At 37.5% G+C, this 23,153-nt stretch carries 15 protein-coding genes; 10 read left to right on the forward strand and 5 right to left on the reverse strand.

Features of this window, described 5'->3' with window-relative positions; translation table 11 throughout:
* The first annotated feature begins 51 nt into the window (after window positions 1-51).
* Window positions 52-1,344, forward strand: coding sequence for an adenylosuccinate synthase (locus BLR62_RS09920; RefSeq protein ID WP_090796431.1), 1,293 nt, complete (start codon window positions 52-54; stop codon window positions 1,342-1,344).
* A 59-nt stretch (window positions 1,345-1,403) separates the two neighbouring features.
* On the opposite strand, the gene BLR62_RS09925 is transcribed toward BLR62_RS09920, so the two are convergent.
* The 5 genes from BLR62_RS09925 to BLR62_RS09945 form a co-directional block, all read right to left on the reverse strand.
* Window positions 1,404-2,846 carry a glycosyltransferase family 2 protein gene (locus BLR62_RS09925; protein WP_090796434.1) on the reverse strand — a complete coding sequence of 481 codons (1,443 nt, stop codon included), beginning with the start codon at window positions 2,844-2,846 and terminating at the stop codon, window positions 1,404-1,406.
* A 34-nt stretch (window positions 2,847-2,880) separates the two neighbouring features.
* Complete coding sequence (locus BLR62_RS09930; protein WP_176759274.1) at window positions 2,881-3,831, reverse strand: HEAT repeat domain-containing protein; 951 nt, start codon at window positions 3,829-3,831, stop codon at window positions 2,881-2,883.
* 95 nt (window positions 3,832-3,926) lie between these two features.
* The gene (locus BLR62_RS09935; RefSeq protein ID WP_090796436.1) at window positions 3,927-5,585 is read right to left on the reverse strand and encodes a response regulator; all 1,659 of its coding nucleotides are present in this window, start codon (window positions 5,583-5,585) and stop codon (window positions 3,927-3,929) included.
* Between the two features lie 21 nt (window positions 5,586-5,606).
* Window positions 5,607-8,840 carry an ATP-binding protein gene (locus tag BLR62_RS09940; protein WP_090796437.1) on the reverse strand — a complete coding sequence of 1,078 codons (3,234 nt, stop codon included), beginning with the start codon at window positions 8,838-8,840 and terminating at the stop codon, window positions 5,607-5,609.
* Entirely contained in the window at window positions 8,833-9,195 is a 363-nt protein-coding gene (locus BLR62_RS09945) for a response regulator transcription factor (protein WP_090796439.1), read from the reverse strand. Before BLR62_RS09945 ends, BLR62_RS09940 begins: the two co-directional genes overlap by 8 nt.
* A gap of 254 nt (window positions 9,196-9,449) precedes the next feature.
* Between BLR62_RS09945 and BLR62_RS09950 the strand changes: the two genes are divergently transcribed.
* The 9 genes from BLR62_RS09950 to BLR62_RS09990 all read left to right on the forward strand — a co-directional run bounded on the left by BLR62_RS09950 (window position 9,450) and on the right by BLR62_RS09990 (window position 23,081).
* Entirely contained in the window at window positions 9,450-10,886 is a 1,437-nt protein-coding gene (locus BLR62_RS09950) for a M23 family metallopeptidase (RefSeq protein WP_090796441.1), read from the forward strand.
* A 142-nt stretch (window positions 10,887-11,028) separates the two neighbouring features.
* Window positions 11,029-11,730 carry a response regulator YycF gene (yycF, locus tag BLR62_RS09955; RefSeq protein ID WP_090796444.1) on the forward strand — a complete coding sequence of 234 codons (702 nt, stop codon included), beginning with the start codon at window positions 11,029-11,031 and terminating at the stop codon, window positions 11,728-11,730.
* Window positions 11,731-11,734: 4 nt separating this feature from the next.
* Window positions 11,735-13,561, forward strand: coding sequence for a cell wall metabolism sensor histidine kinase WalK (gene walK / locus BLR62_RS09960; RefSeq protein ID WP_090796446.1), 1,827 nt, complete (start codon window positions 11,735-11,737; stop codon window positions 13,559-13,561).
* 2 nt (window positions 13,562-13,563) lie between these two features.
* On the forward strand, window positions 13,564-14,913 hold the full coding sequence (locus BLR62_RS09965; protein WP_090796448.1) for a YycH family regulatory protein: 1,350 nt from the start codon (window positions 13,564-13,566) through the stop codon (window positions 14,911-14,913).
* On the forward strand, window positions 14,894-15,847 hold the full coding sequence (locus tag BLR62_RS09970) for a two-component system regulatory protein YycI (protein ID WP_090796451.1): 954 nt from the start codon (window positions 14,894-14,896) through the stop codon (window positions 15,845-15,847). The genes BLR62_RS09965 and BLR62_RS09970 overlap by 20 nt, the downstream gene beginning before the upstream one ends.
* A 3-nt stretch (window positions 15,848-15,850) precedes the next feature.
* Window positions 15,851-16,648 carry an MBL fold metallo-hydrolase gene (locus BLR62_RS09975; RefSeq protein ID WP_090796453.1) on the forward strand — a complete coding sequence of 266 codons (798 nt, stop codon included), beginning with the start codon at window positions 15,851-15,853 and terminating at the stop codon, window positions 16,646-16,648.
* Window positions 16,649-16,678: 30 nt separating this feature from the next.
* A complete protein-coding gene (locus BLR62_RS09980) occupies window positions 16,679-17,914 on the forward strand; it encodes a S1C family serine protease (protein WP_090796455.1) in 1,236 nt (411 codons plus the stop codon).
* A 466-nt stretch (window positions 17,915-18,380) separates the two neighbouring features.
* Window positions 18,381-22,064, forward strand: coding sequence for a glycoside hydrolase family 10-like protein (locus tag BLR62_RS09985; protein WP_090796457.1), 3,684 nt, complete (start codon window positions 18,381-18,383; stop codon window positions 22,062-22,064).
* 90 nt (window positions 22,065-22,154) lie between these two features.
* Window positions 22,155-23,081, forward strand: coding sequence for an ROK family protein (locus BLR62_RS09990; RefSeq protein ID WP_090796459.1), 927 nt, complete (start codon window positions 22,155-22,157; stop codon window positions 23,079-23,081).
* Window positions 23,082-23,153 lie beyond the last annotated feature (72 nt).

Here is a 23,153-nt window from a genome sequence, read left to right on the forward strand (position 1 = left end):
TATCGAATTAACTCGTACGTTTATTAAATCAATCGGTGGAGGTCAAAACATATGTCATCAGTTGTTGTAGTCGGGACACAATGGGGAGATGAAGGAAAAGGTAAAATTACAGATTTCTTATCCCAAAATGCAGAGGTTGTTGCACGTTACCAAGGTGGAAATAATGCCGGACATACCATTAAGTTTGACGATGTCACATACAAATTACATTTAATCCCCTCAGGTATTTTTTTCAATGAAAAGGTCAGTGTATTAGGAAATGGAATGGTGATTGATCCGAAAGCACTTGTTAAAGAACTTAAGTATCTACATGATTTAGGTGTGAAAACGGACCAATTAAAAATTAGTAATCGCGCCCATGTCATTTTGCCGTATCATATTAAACTGGATCAGCTACAAGATGAAGAAAAAGGTGCCAATAAAATTGGGACAACGATGAAAGGGATTGGGCCTGCCTATATGGATAAAGCTGCTCGTATCGGTATACGAATCGCTGATCTTTTAGATTATGAGCTTTTTCAAAATAAATTAACTCAAAACCTGAACGATAAAAATCGCTTACTTACAAAAGTGTACGACCAAGAAGCGATCAAAGTCGAAGATATTTTGGATGAATACTACCAGTATGGCCAAGAGATTAAACATCTAGTTGCTGACACATCGGTTGTATTAAATGATGCTTTAGATGCTGGGAAACGTGTTTTATTTGAAGGTGCTCAAGGGGTAATGCTAGATATCGATCAAGGGACTTATCCGTTTGTGACCTCGTCAAACCCAATTGCAGGTGGCGTGACGATTGGGTCTGGTGTCGGCCCTTCTAAAATCAATCATGTCGTAGGCGTCTCAAAAGCGTATACGACACGTGTCGGTGATGGCCCGTTCCCAACAGAATTACATGATGAGATCGGTGATAAAATTCGTGAAGTCGGAAATGAATACGGTACGACAACAGGACGCCCGCGTCGTGTCGGTTGGTTTGATAGTGTAGTTGTTTCTCATGCTCAACGCGTGAGTGGCATTACCGATTTGTCACTGAACTCGATTGATGTGTTAACGGGTATTGAGACATTAAAAATTTGTGTGGCTTACCGTTACAAAGGAGAAGTGACGCGAGAATTCCCAGCCAGCTTAAAAGAACTAGCCGAATGTGAACCGATTTATGAAGAGTTACCAGGTTGGGATGAGGATATTACAGGCGCTAAGAGCTTAGATGATTTACCAGCGAATGCGCGTCACTATATTGAGCGTATTTCCCAGTTAACGCAAATCCCTCTATCGATCTTTTCAGTCGGCCCGGATCGTAATCAAACGAATCAAGTGCGAAATGTTTATCGATACGCTTAAATAGCATAAGAATAAGGTAGGTTAATGGATTATAACAATCCTATAACCTACCTTTTCGTTTACTGTTTATCTTTTTTGTTAGTTGTCTCAGCTGTGAACTGTGTACGTGTCATATCTCCCCAACTTTTTTTACCCCTTCTGTACTCGAAAAAAGCTTTGCAACGCCACCAAGCATTCATTTGTCTATATCCGACATTTTCTAATATGCTATATAGAATAAGAATTAGGTATTCTTTTACATGATTATATTTTGAAAAGCTATATTCATCTAACAATATGGCACTACTTGATAAAAATATGCCATATAAAATGGATAATATGAGAAACACAATGAAAAATTCGAAGCTAACAATACCTAATAGGAATGATAATGGTACAAATAAATAACCGAAGACCTCTATGACACCACCAAGCATTTCAGCTAAGAAGAAATAAGGCATCGCCATTAAACCAACTGAGCCATATTTGAAATTTAAAAGCATGCTTTTATGGTTTAGCATTGTATCCATTAAGCCTTTATGCCAGCGTTTACGTTGGTTTTTTAAAATACGCCGATCTTCTGGTACTTGGGTCCAACATACCGGATCAGGAATGAAAACAATTTTATAAGGCTTTTTAAGTTTTCTTCTATTTCGATGAATCTTAACAATTAATTCCATATCTTCCCCAACTGTATCCTCTGTGTAGCCTCCTGCTTCAATGACAACATCTTTATTGAACACACCAAAGGCACCTGAAATGATCAGTAAAGCATTAAAGCTTCCCCAACCTAAGCGTCCAAATAGAAAGGCTCTTAAATACTCTACTGTTTGAAAGCGCACTAAATGTTTTTTGCTTAGGTGAATGGATTCAATAAAGCCTTTATCTACGACACAATCATTCACAGGACGAATGACGCCACCAGATACGACTACGGAAGGGTCTTCTACAAAGGGGCGAATGACTTTAGCTAGTGAATCACGTTCAAGAATAGAATCTGCATCTATCGCTGTAATAATTGGATATTTAGAAATATTAATACCAGCATTTAAAGCGTCCGCTTTTCCACCATTTTTTTTATCGACAACAACGATATTATCGAATAAACGTGAGAAATAGATGTCATTGATCTCTTCTGTATTTAGTTTTCTTCTGTAAGGCATTTTTATTTTTTGTAATTCAAATTCAGAAATTAGTTGATCTAAAGTACTATCTTTAGAACCATCGTTTACAATGATGAGTTCAAATTCACGATAATTCATACTTAACAATGCTTTCACATTATCATTGATGGTGCTCTCTTCGTTGTAACAAGGGATGATAAGCGATAACGGCGGGGTGTAATTAGATGCTAACATATCCTCATAAGACCAATACTTCTTTTTTTGTCGATGAATATATAAAGCGTGAATCGACACTAAAAAGAGAAGGGTATAAATAGCATTTACAAAAATCATGTAAAACAATACAAAGTAATTAAAATGAATCAGAATCGTTATTAAACTATCTGTCACTATATGCATGAAACCGCCCCTTTATGGTCAAAGAATAAATATATTAAATGTGAATCGCTTCCTTTTGAAGAGTGGCGTATGCGATATCCTGAGTGAACGGATCCTCTGCACTTAGTAAAGATAGTAAAGCGGATATCCCCTCTTCACCATGTGCTAACAAGGACTGAGATGCATTGTATCTGACATACCAATTTTGATCACTCGCCAAACGAGTCAACATCGTTATGGATCGATGATTACGCATCACTTGAAGGTATTTGGATAGAAAGAGTCGAACTTCCCAATCGGGATCGTTCACCCAATCTATAAGTGTTGATTGGAATAAATCGTCCCCCGTATATTCAAGGGAACGACTCGCTTTTAGTGCTGCAATTTTTAGTTCTTTCTCAGACTCAAAAAGGCAGGATTGAATCCAAGTGGTGGCTTCAACGTAACGTCTTCTACCCATTGCTTCTAAAACAATGGTTTGTATATACGTATCATGTTCATCCATCATTTCATTTAGAGCTTGAGAGATGTCACCTTCTACCAAGTCTAGGAGTGCTAATAAGTTAGACTTACTTAACCGATTTCGTTTGGTCCCTGTAATTAAGATATCAGATAAAAATTGATCATTCGTTAGTTTGATTAAACTTTTAGATGTGACAAAGAGCAATTCTGGGTCCAGTGTTTGCAACTGATGATAAAGATCATCGGTAAACATGCTTAATTCATATTCACCAACCCAATAAGTGGCTGCTTTTTGTTTCCACGTATTTTTAGAGTTTAAAAATTTTTCGACTCTTTTTACGATGAACGCATTCCCCAGTGTTTCTATAAGCGCTCGTTTTTTATCTCTAGTAATAACCGAACTATACTCTGAGAAAAGGGAGTGAATGACCTGTTGTTCTAGACGCGTTGATGGTGTAATGGGTAATTCATCAGTTTGGTCAGTAATAAAGCGTAAAAATGAATCTTCATACAAATTTTTTATTTGCTTTTTACGTTTGTTCAACAAGTTGGTCGACGCTTTTTTAAATAATAAAAAGAAAAAAAAGAGTGTGTTAATCACGAATAGAATGGCAACGAATGTTCGTAAGTATTGGCTTATCATGATTCATCCAACGCTTTATTAACTAATATTTTCTTAATTTTATGTTCTAATAGATCTAGAGAAAAAGGCTTTTCTAAATAATCATCGGCTCCTAGCTTTAAGCTTTCGATCATAGTCGATTCACTCCGTTTGCCCGATAGCATGATAATTTTCAAGTTATCTTTTTGACAAAACTTTTCTATTTTTTTTAAGACTTCAATACCTGTCATTTTTGGAAGCATAATATCTAACAACATTAAGTCATACGTTTTCTCACTTATTTTAGAAAGCGCCTCTTGACCATCTCTTGCATAGTCTACAACATACCCTAAATAATTTAATCTTGTTTTAATAATATTCGCCAATAATAATTCATCATCCACAACGAGTATTTTCTTAGTCGAAGAGGTTTTAATATCACTATCTAAAACAGTTTGGTTCTTACCATTTTTTTTAGCGGTATACAGTGCTTTATCCGCTTTTTCCAGCAAAATGTTTTGACTGGATTGTCCCTGTTTTAGTTGTGCTATACCTGCACTAAAACTTAGGTGAATTGTAGAATTTTCATTTGGTACTACAAAAGGGGTTGATTGCGTTTCTTGTCTAATGGATTCAATAATATGTTTTGCTTCAAGCTCTGAATGATTTGGAAATAAAATAAGGAACTCATCTCCGCCAAACCGATAAATTTGAGCCTGATTCGAGAGGTGCTTCTTAATCATATTGACAAAGTTAACTAAAATGGTATCTCCAAAAAGATGCCCATGTGTATCGTTTATCGATTTAAAATAATCCAAATCGAGAAAAGCAACTGAGCACAAACGCTCCTTTTCGATAAAAGCTTCCTTTTCTTTTTCAAATGCTTTAACAAAACCTTTTCTCAACTCAGCCCCTGTTAACTCATCTTTATAAAATTGATTCTCAATTTTTTGCTTTTTATTCAGAGTTCCAATAATCAAGGACACAAGCTCCTCGGGATCGACAGGCTTTGGAAGAAATGTTTCGGCACCTGTTCGAAGGGCTTTATTTTTTATTTCTTTACTGTTTAAGCCAGATAAAAAGATAAACGGAATACCATTATCTAATTCAGCAATCTCTTCATACATATCAAACCCAGATCGACCTGGCATGACAATATCAAAGATTGCTAAATCAACAGATTTTGTCTTTAATAGATCAATAGCCTCTTCACTATTATTAGTGATAAATACATTGAACCCTTCGGTGACCAACACTCTTTCTAAAAAGTTTAAAAGGTTAACATCATCATCAACGATTAAAATTGTACCTAATTTTTGGTCTTGTAGCTTTTCTCGATTTTGTGTCTCAGATTCATCGGTTGATTTTAGAATACGTTGATTCAGATGTTTTTCAAATAGGTGAATCAACTGACCTGCTGATTTGATAATTTTTAACTCTTGGTTTGATTGCTCTAGTTGTGCATGTAACAATGCTTCTAAGTTTTCAGAAACCTCAGCAATATCAGATAAACCGATGGTGCCAGCTGTTCCTTTTATACGGTGAATAAAATGATTCAGCCTATCAAAATGTTGTGAGTCTGTGTCATATAGATACGTGATTAAATGTCGCGTCATATAATTAAGCTCTTCATTATTATCTGTCAAAAAATGATGCTGACTTTTCTCGATCATTTTCTCCATCTTTGTTTTGTCCATTTCTACCCTCCTAATAAACACTTATGAGTTGTCTGTATCGCCTAGTAACTCATGACAAGCTTTGACGAGTACGTCTGGTGAATAGGGTTTTTCAAGGTAGGCATCGATTTGATATTTTTCACTTAAGTCTTGACCGACACTTAAGGCCGAAGACACAATAATCGGCAATGTACGCCATTTTGGATGAGCCTTTATCTCTTCTATCAATTCCCACCCGTTCATCGTGTCATCTAACATTAGATCAATCACAATAGCTGTTAAACTATGTTGATTGATAACAGTTGAAACATTTTGTGCGCTCAGATGATGGACAACATTAAATCCATTTGTTTTTAATGAGTCTGAGAGCAGACTCGCAAAGCTAATATCATCTTCTACTAACAAAATGGTTCCCTTTGTATCATGTGAACGATCGTTATCCTCTTGTAACGACGAATGAAGCAACATCTGTTGGTCATGTGATGGGAGTGAAATACTGACAGTTGTCCCCTCGTTTTCTATAGAATCAATCCAAATATCCCCTTGATGGGCTTGGACAATCCCTTTACTGATAGCAAGGCCTAAACCTGTTCCGCCTATTTTTTTACTAGCACTATTATCAACTCGTTTAAATTTAGTGAACATACTATTTAACTCAGACTTTGGTATACCAATGCCTTCATCTTTAATATGGATATGGACTTTATTCGCTTTATTTTGTATTTGAATCGTCACGATACCACCATCTGGTGAGAATTTAATCGCATTGTTGATCAGATTTGTTAAAAGTTGAATAAGTCGGTCATGGTCTCCCCAGACAGTGGTTGAAAGTGCCGTATCTTCAATATGAATCGTATGATGGGTATGTTGCTTGAACAATTGAACAACTTCCATAATTAATCGATTAAGTTCGACGGGCTCCATATTGTATTCTTGTTTACCAGATTCGATTCGTTGTATATCTAAGAAGTCATTAATTAAAGTCGTTAAGCGCTGTGCTTCTCTATAGATCGTTTCTAGATATAGCTTTTTCTTTTCGGGTTTTAACTCTTTGTGCAACAACATCTCGGTAAAGCCTAAAACACTTGATAGAGGTGTTCTCAGTTCATGACTAACGGTGCTGACTAATTCAGATTTCATTTGATCAACTTCGTGTTCTTTCGTTTGATCACGAAAGACAAATAGCGTACTTGTTTTTTCCCCTTTTGTGAAGATAGGAAACGCATATAATTTTATATACTTCATGTTGCCACTTGATTGACGACAAGCAATTGAAGCTTCTGTTAGCGTTGATGGATTGATCATTGTCTTAAAGAAACGTTTAATGTCTGAAGGCGATTCACATTGGTTGGCGAGTTGATCCATCCAATTCGCTTGCATAGACGTTCCCACTAGTTGATCATCCTCAAGGTCAAAGATGTCAAAAACATTTTGGTTCGTTTGAAGCATAGTTCCATCAACAGAGACCAATTGTAAGCCTTCGTTGACATTTTGAATGATGCTATTGTTTAAGCTTCTTTCTAGTTGTACGGCTTCATAGATATTGATACGGCTTAATGCCATACCTAAAGGCTTCATCAATAAGCTGATTTCTTCCATTTCTTCGTCAGTGAAGGTGTGACCAATTCGTGTGAGAGCTAAAACTAACTCAACCTCGTCTCTGTCATTTTTTACAGAGGTGTAGAAGTCATAAGCAAATGTTTTAACATCAGCAACCCCTTTTTCATCTTGTTTGACTTCGCGTTTGATGACATAGTGACTTTCATTTTCTAACCTGGATAAAATATAAGAATAAACCTCATCAGAATTTAGCAGTTCGTTTATATGTTCAGGTGTGAACCCCTTTTGTTCGTATGCATTATCATAAATGCTGAGTAAAAGCCCTTTTTCAAAGTGAAAAATAGATTCAAAGTAACGAAATGTTTGTTTTAAAAACGTTGATCGGTCACTGGTGAACGTTAACTCCTTGTTTAATAGACCATACTTTTCTGATTTATCTTTTTCGTATTGTGTTTCGTGAAGGAGAAGCTGTAACTGTTGCTCGTTATTTATATTTTCTGTAATGTCAATTCCGATCAATATATATTTGTAAATATGACTTTTTTGATCAATAAAAGGTACGATTGTAGCTTCTATCCAATAGAAATCACCATCTTTTGTTTCGTTTTTAAGCTTCCCGTTCCAAATTTTCCCTTTCGATATAGTGAGCCATAGGTTTTCATAATAGTTAGCTGAATGAAAACCACTTTTTAGAATGCGTGTTGAATGCCCCGTTAATTCATCTTCATCATAGCCTGATGTTTTGGTAAAACGATCATTTACGCTAAGAATCTTCCCTTCATTATCCGTAATACAAACTAAAGCAGACTGATCAAGTGCTTTATTAATGTGCTCAATTTCAGATATATAACTTTGTAATTGCTCCTGATTAAATTCCAATTGTTCTTGTTGAGTTAACAACTCTTGATTTTGAGTAACTAATTCTTCTTCTTTCTCTTGAATCTTCATAGCCATTTCATTATGGGTAGAAGCAAGAGTGTCAAATTCTTGTAAACCAAAATTCTCTTCTAAATTTGCTTTATGTTCTGTTCCTAAGCTTTTAGTAGCAACTAAAAGTTGATCTAGCGGTTGGTGGATCGATTTAAGTAGTCGATTAATCATAAATATAATAATGGAAAAGCTTAAAATACCAATGCTGATAAATACGATCATAAATAGATCAAAAAGCTCTGTCGTTTCATTTAAAACAGAATTTCTCTCGTTTTCACTGATTGATTGAACAGCATTTGTATAAGATAAAAAATAATTAATATCCTCGTATGTGCCGTCTTCACCAAGCTCTCGTAAGGATGCATAATCATCATTATCAACGTAATTCATAGCTTGAGGTAACAAAGTTTGACTGTAAGTATCGTAAAAGGTATTTAGCATCGTATAAAATTCACGTTCATTCTCTGATAGTTCTAGGTTTCCAAATTGATCGATACTTTCTTCTAACTGTTCTAAATCTCGATTGAGCTGTTCTAAATCAGTTTGCTCTTGAAAAGCATAATAACTTCTTGCTCTAAATAAAACTTGTGTTAAGTTATACTCTAATTGGCCAACCGCATCATAGTGTGCGCTCGACTGATTAAACTGCTGTCTAATATCAGATTGTATAGAATGTAAAGAGAAGATCGTTATCGCACTTATTAAGATGACGATGGATAGAGATAAAAAGGTAATTTTATAAAAACGTGTTTTTATAGTGTCGGATCGGTTTGTTTTATTAGTCATTTAATAACCCCTCAACGAGATTGATAAACTCAAGTGGACTAAAAGGTTTTTTAATAAAAATATCAACGCCAGCTTCTGAAGCAACTTGTTCATCCGTGGTTTGAGTCTTAGCCGTTAACATGATGATTGTTGCATCTTGTAACGTATTCGGTTCAAGCTTTTGCAAAAGATCAATACCTGTCATATGAGGCATCATGTAATCTAGGACAAGAATATCGTAGTCCTTTTGACTGATTTGATCATAGGCCTCCTGTCCATTACTTGCTTCATCAACTTCACAATTTAAATCTTCTAAGCTATCTGTAAGTAGCATCCTAAGTGCAACTTCATCATCCACAATTAAAATTCGTTTCATATACACCATCCTAAAACAGTTACTAAATAGTATTTTTACAAGCGCATTATGTCACTATTATGTCATATATGAGTCGTTTTGTCGTTTTATACTGATATATGTGTACCAAAAGGTGAAATATTTGAATCGTATAACAAATAATACAATTTGATTACAAAATCGTTAAAAGGGTTCCCTCCAAATCTACTAGTATGATAATCTACAATAGGTTTTAGTTAAAAAGACGTTTGAAGCATTTTTCAGGAGGGTAAGATATGAGTTTTAGAAACGTTCAATTAAAAAAAGATCATCTCATTCTAACAGCATTTTTCATCGTATTGCTCGCACTTTTAGCAGTGTCCGGCTTAAATCAATCAACAGTAGCACATGCAGATGAAGGCGATATGCCGATGATTCATCACGTTTATGTTGATGGTGAGCACATAGGACCCGTAAATGACGAGGAAGTCATTGAAGATCAGTTAGAAGAGCGTGTGGAGGAAGTTGAACAAGAAACAGACGATGAATATAGCTACGGTGTTAAAGAAGAGATTACATACGTTTCTGAACGTGTTTTTCGACCTAGTATAAATCAAGAATCAACGCTAGAAAAATTAGAAGATCAAATTACAGTTGAAATTGCAGCAGTCGAACTCATATTAGGCGATGCATCTGTCGGTTATTTCGAAACAGAAGAAGAGGCTGAAGATGTTATTGAAGCTTATAAAGAACAATTTATAGATGAAGATTTACTAGAAACATTAGATTCAGATGAAGATGATGAATTAGAACTTGATGATATTAAAATTACAGACGTTGAACTATCTAAGGACGTTGAATATGAAGAAGAAGTCGTTTCTGAAGATGAACTTCTAACATTAGACGATGCATTAGAGCTACTTGAAAAAGGAACATTAGAAGATCAAATACATGAAGTTGAAGCAGGCGATACACTCTCTTCAATTGCTTCGCAATATGAGCTCTCAGCAGATGAGATCATTGAGTTAAATGAAGATTTAGACGATGATGAAGCGATTCTTGGACTTGGTGATGAATTAAATGTTACAGATTATGCACCATTTGTTGATGTCATTGTATATCAAGAAGAATTAGTAGAAGAAACGATTAGTTACGAACGTGAAGTTGAGAAGTCTGATGACATGTTCGAAGGTGAAAGCGAAACGAAACAAGAAGGACAAGATGGTAAGAAAAGAGTCCATTATGCATTAGAAATTGTAAACGGTGAAGTCGTTGAGAGAGAGACAGAAGACGAAGAAGTCGTTGAAGAGCCGGTTGATGAAATTATTGTTGAAGGAACTAAAGTCATCTCATCAAGAGGGACAGGCGATTTTGATTGGCCAGCTGTTGGCGGCTATGTTTCAAGTGGCTATGGCCCGCGCTGGGGATCACACCACAATGGTATCGATATCGCAAGACCATCTAATCGTGATATCCTAGCAGCTGACAATGGTGTCGTTGAACGTATTAGTTACGATGGTAATGGATATGGTCACTACGTTGTTATTAACCATAATAACGGATATAAAACACTGTATGCCCATTTGTCAAACGTTGATGTTAGTGTGGGCCAAACTGTTCCACAAGGTTCAAAAATTGGAACGATGGGTTCAACGGGACGCTCAACAGGTATTCACTTACACTTTGAAGTCGAACGTAACGGATCAAGTATTGACCCACAAAGTGTCCTATAAAATAAATGAGAAGAAGAAAAGCCTCTGCTTTAAATTAGCAGAGGCTTTTGTTAAATTTGTATAAAGACAGACATTTGTTGTAAAGTACGATAAACTAGAACTAGTTATTTCTATTCGAAAAACTAAAAGAGGAGGCTATCAAATGAGTCAAAAAATATTAGTTGTTGATGATGAGAAGCCAATTGCAGATATATTGAAATTTAACCTAGAAAACGAAGGGTACGAAGTTGTATGCGCGTATGATGGTGATGAAGCCATCGAGCTTACACAAAAAGAGAACCCGGATCTTTTATTGCTTGATATTATGTTACCGAAAAAAGATGGTAATGAAGTGTGTCGAGAAATTAGAAAGACACATAGTATGCCGATTATTATGTTGACGGCTAAAGATTCTGAAATCGATAAAGTACTCGGGCTTGAATTAGGTGCAGATGATTATGTAACCAAGCCATTTAGTAATCGCGAAGTCATCGCACGTGTTAAAGCGAACTTGCGCAGACAACAACAACCTGCAGATCAATCAAGTGAATCGAAAGATATTCAAATCAGTACACTGGTCATTCACCCAGATGCTTATGCGGTGACAAAAGAAGGTCAAGAAGTCGATCTCACACATCGTGAGTTTGAGCTCTTGCATTACCTTTCACGCCATTTAGGTCAAGTCATGACACGTGAACATTTGCTTGAGACAGTATGGGGCTATGATTATTATGGCGATGTACGAACAGTGGATGTAACGGTGCGTCGATTACGTGAGAAAATTGAAGATACACCAAGCTCACCAGCATGGATCATCACTAGACGAGGTGTTGGTTACTACTTACGCAATCCTGAACAGGAGTAATATTATGAAAAAGGTTAGGTTCTTCCAATCTATACAATGGAAAATTATCGCGATTATGATCTTGCTACTACTACTTGCGATCCAAGTAATAGGTGCCTATTTCACGCAAGGTTTGGAAGCAGACTTGAAAGATAATTTTGAAGAGAGCATCGATGAACGCTTGGAAGTCCTTAGTTATAACATTAAGGAAGCTTTTTTGGAAGACCGGCCAGATGATGGCAGTGTTCCAACTTTAGAACAAGATATTCAAAATATTTTAACCCTTTATGGTCAAAGTGATACGTACTCTCGCCTACAAGTCGTTGACCGTCAGTTTCGTATTGTCGGAACGAATACACAAGCAGATGATGTCGGTAAATTGGTCACAGGTGATAATAGTGTAAGACCTGCGATTATGTCAGGAACACCAAGTCGTTCGATTCAGCGAAATGCAACAACAGGCGAACGTCATTTAGTACGTATTTATCCGATGCAAGACCAAGACGATGAGCCCTTAGGGGCGATTTATTTAGAAGCCTCAATGGAAGATGTGTATCAACAATTATCAACCATCAGCAATATCTTTTTCAACGGTACGATGATTGCGATCGTGATCAGTGCACTCGTTGGTATATTAGTTGCGCGTTCTATCACCAAGCCGATCACAGAAATGCGTAAACAAGCGCAAATCATGGCAGAAGGTGACTTTTCGAAAAAGGTTAATGTCTATGGTGTCGATGAGATTGGTCAATTGGCAGATACCTTCAATGAAATGAATGAAAAGATAAAAATCGCCAACTTCACAACAGAAGAAGAACGACGTAAATTAAGTTCAGTTCTATCCAATATGTCAGATGGTGTTATTGCGACGAATGAACTTGGCGAAGTGACACTAATGAATGTCCCAGCTGAGTCATTAATGAACCAAACGTTAGAAGATGTTAAAGGACTCCAAATCACCGAATTATTCGGTCTAGAAGAAGACTTGGATACCATCTTAAACAACCAAGACTCTAATTCGATGACACTTGATTTCAGCGATGATGAACAGTTCTTCTTATTAAAAGCAAGTTTTACCGTCGTATTAGATGAGAATGATCAGTTCGCAGGTCTTATTAGTGTGATTAGTGATATAACTGAAGAGGAAAAAATTGAACGTGAACGGCGTGAATTTGTCTCAAACGTCTCACATGAACTGAGAACCCCGCTTACAACGATGCGCAGTTATCTAGAGGCATTAGGGGATGGAGCATGGAAAAATGAAGAGATTGCCCCACAATTCCTTCAAGTGACACAAAACGAGACAGAGCGAATGATTCGACTCGTCAATGATTTGCTGCAATTATCTAAAATGGATCAAAAAGAGCAAGATATATTAAAAGAACGTGTAAATGTTGTGCCATTTTTCCATCACGTCCTTGACCGCTATGAAATGAACAAAGAAGAGACTGTTCGAATTGATCGAACGATTCCAAAAGAGAGCATTTTCCTCTGGTTGGATAAAGATAAAGTCATTCAGGTCATTGATAATGTGATGTCAAACGCCTTAAAGTATTCACCAGAAGACGGTACAATTCGATTTAAAGTAACGAAAGAACGTAAACGCGTCAAAATTATGATACAAGATGAAGGGCCAGGTATTCCACAAGAAAAAGTAGACAAGGTATTCGATCGCTTCTATCGTGCCGATGCTGCACGTTCTCGTAAACTAGGGGGCACAGGCCTCGGACTTGCGATCGCAAAAGAAATTGTTGAAAATCATCAAGGTCACATATGGGCAGAAAGCATTGAAGGAAAAGGAACCAAAGTATTCTTCACCCTGCCACTTATTGGCCGGAAAAGAGGAGGTTAAGTATGCAAACAGAGCATTTAAAATCGGTGTTACTCATTGCTTTAATTGTATCCAGTTTGCTCTTAACCTTAGCACTCTGGAATCACCAACCCGATTTTGAAGTTGTTCAAACGGAAGACGACTTAGTGGATGCACAACTCGAAGATGGACACCGTCTCACCAAACGTGATGTTCTTTCACCAACAGAATTTGTCTTTCATACCGATCAAAGCTTGGCGCCATTAGCACTTTTAAATCAAGAAAGAGAACAAGCGCTATTTGAACAGGTTCAAGAGATATCGCTCTATAATTTTTCGGTATTTAATTTAAATGAGGAATGGTGGGAAGATCATGATAACCGGTTAGAGATCATGTTCCCAACTACTTATTCATCTGCTGTCATTTATGATGTGTTTGGTATTGATGCCGATGAACAAATCCCAACTGCTTCGTTTAATCGAATTGAAATTGTTCTTGACCACGATGGTTTTCAGGTGGTGTTTAGAAATGATGAAGATGAGCGTGTGATTGGTGCCAGTATGCAAAACTATAGTGATGAAGTAGAAGAATTAGAGGCTTTTATGAGTGAAGAAGAGGTTGTATCACTCGATACAATCGAAAGCAGCAGAGGTCAAACGATTTATTTACCTAATGAATTTGACCGGGATGTGCTTCTGTTCTCTTATACCGAGATACCAAGTGAGCCGTTTCAAAGTGTACTCTTCACTAATCCATCTGTCGTTCGAAGCGGGTATACAACAGAAGGTTATACAAATTTAGTGGATGGCACGCGTGAGTTGATTATACAACCTGAACAAATTTCATTTACAAACTTAACGAATGAACAGCAAAGCGAAGAACATGAATTAACGCATTATGAACTGTTAGACCAAGTCCAAAACTTTATTAACACACATAACGGATTCGCATTTGAAGAACCCTTTCACTACTTTGTTTCAGAAGTAGAAAACAATCCAAATTCAAGTGTTGTCGAGTATAGCATGAGCTATGAAGGCATCCCAATTTTCTATAATCAAGAGATCGCATCGATGTCGGTGGCTTGGCATAATCAAGAGGTGTATCAGTATGAACGCCCATTAATTTCACTTGTTGATTATCGCGGCGTTGGTCGAAAAGCATCAGAAGTGCCATCAAGTGAAGACGTGATCGATATTTTAGAAAGTGAGAACTATAGAGGAAGTGCTATTTATGATGTGACATTGGGTTATCGTGTCCGTGAGCAGGATGGTAGTCAAGGTCAAGTTTATGAACTTGTACCGAGCTGGTATGTTAAAGGTGTTCATGGCTGGCACCCTTTGATCATCCCATCTGAGTATACAGGAGGTGATCAACGTGCAATGGGGGCAAATTAAATCACTATTTATCCTTTGTTTTCTTGTGCTGAATGTTTTTTTAGTTTTTCAACTAATTGATCGACAAGAAGAAGAATTATCATTTATACCAGAACCATCACGCGAAGAAGAACTTGAATTTAACATTGAGGGTCTAGATGACTTATCTGAAGAACAGTACGAGGCCCCTTTAGTGTATGCGCAAAGTTATGAGTATAATGAAGTTGCTTCAAATGAGCTTTCTAACCTACCGAATCAACAATCTGTGGTTATAAATGATACGACGCTTTTTTCGAGGTTTGAAGAGCCTGTCAGTATGCCATCGTCAGAAGATAGTGAGTTTCGTGAGTTATTTAATCAAATGATTTATAATGGGGCGGACTATTCATTTTGGAAACAATTTGATCAGGCGAACCTGTATGTGTTCGTTCAAGAAATCGAGCACCCTATCTTTTATAACCCAAATGCCCTATTATTTGTGCAAACGAATGATAATGGCGAGATCGTTCAATATATTCAAACGCAATTAATAGAAAGTGAAGAAGACGATGAATCACTAGATGCGCAAAATTTAATTCAACAATATGATGCGGTTTACCGTCTTTATCATAATACGAACACATTAGAAAGTGGTGATGAGATCACAGATGTACATCTTGGTTACCACAATCTTGTCTCATTACAAACCGGAGAACAGTTGTTAAATCCAACGTGGCATATTGAAGTGAATGAGCAAATCGATCACTTTATTAACGCGATTGAAGGCCATGACTACCCACAAAATGAAGACTTTGTCTCGGATAATATGAATGAGTTTATAAACTTCTTAACAAGATCAAATGGCGATCACACGATTTTTTATCAACTAGAAGATGAGGACGAAGAAGATGAATTAATTGAAGAGATGTATCAAGATTGGTTAACCGTGCAAGAAAATTTAACTGAGGTGGAATAAGTCATGAGTTTACGTTTTTCTGTGCTCGCTTCTGGCAGTACAGGCAATGCTTTTTATATAGAAACTGAGAAAGAACGCATATTGGTCGATGCCGGATTAAGTGGCAAACAAATCGATCGTTTAATGCATGAAACAGGAATTGATCCAACCACATTGTCGCGAATACTCGTTACCCATGAACATAGTGATCATATTAAAGGATTAGGCATTATCGCAAGAAAATATCAACTTCCGATCTATGCCAACTCAAAAACGTGGCAAGCAATGGATGGATCGCTCGGTAAATTAACACTCGATCAAAAATTTACCTTTGAGCGTGATACAACTGAAACCTTTTCAGATCTTGATGTGGAATCCTTTGGCGTCTCACATGATGCAGCCGATCCGATGTTTTTCACCTTCCATCATGAAGGTAAAAAAGTAGCGCTCGTCACCGATCTTGGTTATGTGAGTGAACGGATCAAAAAAACGGTTGAAAATGCAGATGCTTTAATTTTTGAAGCCAATCATGACGTCTCGATGCTACAAATGGGACGGTATCCGTGGAATGTGAAACGTCGCATACTCGGTGATTACGGTCACGTCTCAAATGATGATTGTGCGATTGCACTTGAGGATATAATTGGTGATGAGACAAAGCGTATTTATCTTGCCCATTTGAGTAAAGATAATAACATGAAAGATATAGCGCGTATGTCAGTGGAACAACATTTATCGGCAAAAGATTTCGGGATTAATCACGGACTGACGATTCATGATACCGATCCCGCATCGCCAACATCGCTTTATCACGTTGTCTGACCCATACTAAAAAAGAAAGAAGCTGATCCGATGGTTTATTATGATGATGGTTCACGTAAAAGAAGACGTAATCGATTCAATCAAACAAATCGAGGATATTTGCTTCTTTTTTTAATGGTGGGAACGCTCGTCGGTGCCTTTTTATTCGCCGTTTTTTTACCGATGATGGCTGCAAATAATTGGCTTCCTTATCACGTATCCGTTGAACCCGAACCAAACAGTCAAACAGAGCCCTTTTTAGATGATCCATCCTCAGATGCCTTAACACCTGTCAATTTAGATATTTCAACGCAACTCACATCCGTTGTGGAAAACGTCATGCCAACTGTTGTCGGCGTTGAAACGATCCAATCACAGTATCCAGCGTTTTGGGAACGCTCTGGCGGTGAAGGTGGTTCAGGATCTGGGGTCATCTATTCAGTCGATGATACGCGCGCCTATATCGTGACCAATCATCATGTGATTGAAGGGGCACGGGATATAGATGTCATACTGGAAACAGATGAACGGATTGAGGCAACTTTAGAGGGCTCCGATTTGTTTACCGATTTAGCCGTTTTAAGTGTTGATGCGAATGGGATTGACCAAGCAATTGAACTGGGAGATTCAACCTTAACAAAGGTCGGTGAACAAGTTATCGCAATCGGTAATCCACTCGGCCTCAATTTATCTGGATCTGTCACACAAGGTATTATAAGCGGGACACAACGTGCGATCCCACAAGATTTTAGCGGAGATGGTCGAGCGGATTGGCAAGCTGAAGTTATGCAAACAGATGCTGCGATCAATCCAGGTAATAGTGGCGGGGCACTCATTAATATGTCGGGTCAACTGATTGGGATTAACTCGATGAAAATCGCCCAATCTGCCGTTGAAGGGATCGGTTTTGCGATCCCAATTGCTGAAGCCATTCCCGTTATTGAAGAACTAGAAGCAGAAGGTGAAGTAACGCGTGCCTACTTAGGTGTTGAGGCTTACGCTTTAAGTGATTTACCACCCGAAGAACATACGAACCGCTTTAATTTACCGACATCTGTTGAACATGGGGTTTATCTCCAAAGTGTTGAAGCTTTCTCACCAGCAGCAGAGGCAGGACTAAAAGCAGATGATGTGATTACAGAATTAGATGGTACATCTGTCTTTTCAATTGTTGATCTGCGCCAACACTTGTACCAACGAAAACAACCCGGCGATGAGATGACGGTTACCTTCTATTCAGAAGGCGAACAGCAAACCGTCACCGTTGAATTATCCACACAACCTTAACGAAAAGCACTTAAATCCTCATGATTTGCGAGGTTTAAGTGCTTTTTATTATCCACGGATACTAAAAAGTTACACACAACCTGTGAATAACCCTGTGTGTAACTCACTATATCTAGTACAGAACGCACATTCGAATACTAAATACCAAGAGTTACTTGTGTATGAGTGGATAACTGTGTGGATAAGGTGTGTTTAGCTTGTTGAAAACGACTGGACAAAAGAAATGGAGCCTTTGTGTGGATTGTTTTGTGGATAAATGGGTGTGAGTCAGGTGTTTCTCATTTGTTTTACTTTCAGAAAAGAAAATTTTTTTCTTAAAATAAAAATAATAGAAATTAAATTTATAATAGCATTGAACTTATGTAAGCGCTTTAGTAAACTGGCGCTGTAGATATACATCACATAGAAAAGGAGGGTCATCACTTCATCAGTTAAATTGTGTTCAATTAAAAGGAAGGGGTCAAATATGAAGAATCAAATGAAAAATTTCTTTACTTTATTATTAGTATCCACATTGTTGATAAGCGGGATAGCTCTTTATCAGCCTCACGCATCACATGCTGAAGAAAATGATGAGGAAATTCTAGTGAAACATGACGACGAAACAATTGAAATCGAATTAGTTGATCCAGAGTTAACTTCGGAGGGCCAGGCAGACCGACCAGCTGATACGTTGACGTTATTCACAAGGAATTTTGGTGAATCGACAAAAACGAATGAGTGGGGTGTTGAGGTCGCGGTTAGTGATGGCATTGTAAAAAAAGTCAGCGATCCGCATAGCGGCAATACAGGTATTCCGTCTGATGGTTATGTTATTTCTGTCATTGACTCAGATGGACAGGAATATCGAGATCAATTGAGATCACAATTTTCTGAAGGTGATGAAGTTCGTTTAGAGGGTATTGATTTACCTGAATTAGATGATGACGAGGAATCAGAAGAGGAACCAGAAGAAGTATCAGAAATTGGGTCAGTCTCTAATCAAGATGGCGATCGCCTAACCGTTAATCAAATGAATGTAGATAGAACAGAGGATACCGAGGTTGTCCTTTACACTGCTCAATTTGGTTCTATGACAGGGACCAATGAGTGGGGACGAGAGATGATCGTTGATTTAAATGATGATGATGAGCTAGAAGTCAAAAGTTTTCGTGACATAGGGGAAGGTGATCAAAGTGGGTCTGAAATCCCTCGCTGGGGATTTGTTTTATCAGCACTTGACCCGTATCGAGATTATCTAGAAGAAGATGAGATCTTTAGTGTGGGAGATATTATCACATTGGAAGATATTAATTTGATTGAATTGGACAATGAAGAATCATTTGAATATGTGACGATTAACCCAACACCAGAAACCAATCCGGATGGTGTTGAAGATGAAGAAGCCGGTGAATATTTCCCTGGTCTACGTGGTGGTGAACAATTATTAATTTATACTTCGGACTGGGATTCAGAGACAACAGGCACGAATGCTTATGGTTATGAAATTGTTGTAGAGGGCGATCTATCAAATGGAACAATTGTCGCGACTGGTGGAAATGATTCGCACATTCCTGAAGATGGCTATGTATTATCCGGACACGGAGATGCAGCGTCGTTTCTAATAGGAAATGGCTCTGTCGGATCACAAGTCATTGTAGATGAGGATACAAGCACCGTTACATTGAAAACAACACCCGAAAGTTTAATTTCTAATGTGTCGTCTACACTAGCATCGGCTCAAGAACGGTATGACTTGGCAAGTGATCAATTGTTAGATGTAGATTTTACTTCTATTAAAGAAGCGTTAGAAAAAGCAGAGGACCAATTTGATAAAGCGAACGCCTTAGCAGAGATGCTTAGTGAAGGTGAAGGTGCTCACGACGATCAAATTGAATTTTTAACATTGTTAGATGATATAGAAGAAAACGCAAATACAGCGTTTTACAGAACGTTTGAGTCTCATAGGGTTGAAGGGCGATCAATATGGCATCGACCGACTGAAGAAAACCTAGAAGAGGTTAAAGCAAATTTAGATGAACTTGCTAAGAGTCATTTTAACTTAGTATTCATTGAAACGTGGAATGATGGTTATAGTATTACAAATTCATCGAATGATTTAATAGGTATGCAACCTAGAATTGAAGGAAACACATACGGTGAATATGATGATCTTCTAGAAGCATATGTCGAGGAAGGGAAAAAGCGGGGCATAGAGGTGCACGCTTGGGTACAAAATTATCGAGTGGGTCATAAAGGCAACGATCCTTCATCCCCGATCATTGACCAGAAGCCTGAATGGGTATTAGAACACTATGATGAGTCAATTTACACACCTCATGAAAATGACTATGTGTTTATGGACCCTGCTATTCCTGATGTCCAAGAGTTTTTAATGGACTACTATAAAGAACTGGTGGAAGATTATGATATTCAAGGTTTACAACTCGATTATATTAGATATCCAGTCGGTCATTATAGAAGTGATTCTGGTTATGGCGATTACAGTGCCAACGCATTTAAAGAAGAATATGATTTAGATAAAGATGAAGATTTACGTGACTTGCTTGATCGCGATGAGGATCCAGAGCTCGTTGAAACGTGGGAAGATTGGAAAACGGGTCACATTACTGATTTTGTGGAGTACACATTTGATGAATTAAAAGCTATAGATGATGCGTTAATTTTATCTACTGCTATATTTGAAGATATTCAAGATTCAATTGGCACAAAAAACCAAGACTGGCCAACATGGGTGCAGGAAGGATGGGTTGATCTAACGACTCCAATGGCTTATTACCGAGATGCTGATACAGTTGCAGATTCTGTGCATTCAATGGTGGATTTGGTAGATGGTAAAGCTCTTAATTATGCCGGAATTGCCCCGACTTATATGGGATTGCAAGATCGAGAAAATGCAAAACAAACCTATGCGGCTCGATTGGGAGAAGCTCAAGGGTCTGCAATTTTCGCTTCTCAAAATGTCTTAGGTCTTGATAATGTCCAAGATGTATTAAAAGAAAGTACGTATCGGGAATCTGCGGTCTTGCCACATGCTGACCTAGATGAGGTTATTCATGTTGGATTAGACGAATTATTTGATCGAATTGAAAGAATTTATTATGAAAATGAAAAGATAACATCAGATCATGTGTCATATATTGAAAATTATTTTGCTGAATTAAAAGAAAAGCCAACAGACACAGCATCAGATTTAGATGTTATTGAAAGTCAATTGAACGAACTAAAAGCAGAAGCAGATCAGCTATTTGAATCACCAGCTGACCAACGTTTTGAAGAGTCTTTGAGTTATTTGCAGCATATAATAGGTGTGCGTACACTCAGAATGGATTTAATAAGTGATGAAGACGTAGAAGATGAAAAAGCAGAAAAACAAATAGAAGAGAATACCGTAACAGTTAATGATCACTATATAGAAGAATCGATTTCTGCAAATCAGTTTGAAGTCTTATTAGACGCATCAAGTGGAGTTAATCAATTAGAGTTAAGTGAGGATCAGATAGAAAAGCTTAAAGAACATCAACTGGATATTGTCATTGAGTACGAAGGCGTCAATTTATCCGTACCCTCAAAAAACTTAGAAGGTTTATCAGTGATGACAATTGAATCAGACGCAGAGTCATCACAGTCATTAGTTGATCATGCCATGAGTGAAGTGTACACACTTCATGTTATGACAAATGACCAAACATTATCAACATTTGATCCACCCGTTCAATTATCACTACAAGTGAATAATAGCTTTGAAGAAGCAGACGATTTATCCATTTACTACTATAATGATGAGATAAGCGAATGGGAGGATGTAGGTGGAATTTATGAAGAGGGCTATGTATCAACAACTCTCGATCATTTCAGTACATTCGCCGTTTTCAGCGATGATGTGTTTGCTTCCGATGATAGCTCTGAATCAGATGATGACGATGCTACTGAATCTGTTGATTCTGATGAGGAAGATGAAGGAGATGAAGAGAAGTCAGATCCATCTGATTCGTATAATGATGAAGAGACGTCTGACGAAGATACTGAAGATGAAGAAACGTTACCAGACACGGCTACATTTACTTACAATTATTTATTAATAGCCGGTATTTTGATTATCTTAGGTGCGTTTATCCTATTCTATCAACGCTATAAAAAAGAAAGCTAAGATTTATAATCGCTTCCTTTTGAGATGACTCAAAAAGGAAGCGGTTTTTATGACAAGAGTGTTAAACAAAAGGGGTACAGGAGGATTAATATGAAAAAAATACTAGGTATAGATATTGGTGGTACTAAAATTGCTATCGCTATAATTGATGGGAGAGGTCACGTGATCATTCAGGATACGATAAAAATGAACCAAACATTACCCCCTAGTCAAGTATTTGAACAGATGAAAGGATGTATAGAAGATTTACTTCGTAACATAGAAATGCAGACATTCGATCTTTTTGGTATAGGTATCGGAGCACCCGGACCTATCAACAATGTAGAAGGGACAATCACAAATCCTCCAAATTTAAAAAAATGGAGAGGTGTTCCCATTGTAGAATGGGTGAAAACCTATTTCGGTTTACCAGTCTACTTTGACAATGACGCTAACGCAGCAGCATTGGCTGAAAAATGGATTGGCGATGGACAGAACCATCAAGATTTTGTGTATTTAACAATAAGCACCGGAATCGGAGCCGGGATCGTTAGTAATGACCAACTGTTAACCGGTTCAAGAGGGAATGCAGGGGACTTTGGTCATACAGTGATTGATCCAAGCTACGGTAAATGTATGTGTGGCCAGGAAGGTTGCTTGGAACATATTGCTTCTGGAACAGCTATTGCAAAAGCAATTTCTGAATTGAAGGAAAGAAACGTATCAACACAAGAGGCATTTGCTTATTATCGCAATGGTGATCCAAAAGTTGTACATTACTTAGATGGCGTCCTTAGGATATTGGGTATAGCGGTTGTAAATATCATTAATATGTTTGAACCGGAAGTCGTCATTATTGGAGGTGGCGTCTCTCAATCAGGTGATGTACTTCTTTCACCGATTCGTTCTTATGTTAGCAAATATGCCTTAAACAAAGAGAGTCGCTCAACACCTATTATCAATTCATCTCTAAAAAACAATACAGGAGTGATCGGAGCAGCCGCGTTGGTCTTACAAGAAGATTTAAAAAGAAATTAATTTCCCAAAATGAAAATTAATTTCTTTTTAAATAAATAAAAGAAAAATATTTCACAAAAGGATTGATTAAGT

Source organism: Pelagirhabdus alkalitolerans, assembly GCF_900096905.1.
GTDB classification, from domain to species: domain Bacteria; phylum Bacillota; class Bacilli; order Bacillales; family Amphibacillaceae; genus Pelagirhabdus; species Pelagirhabdus alkalitolerans.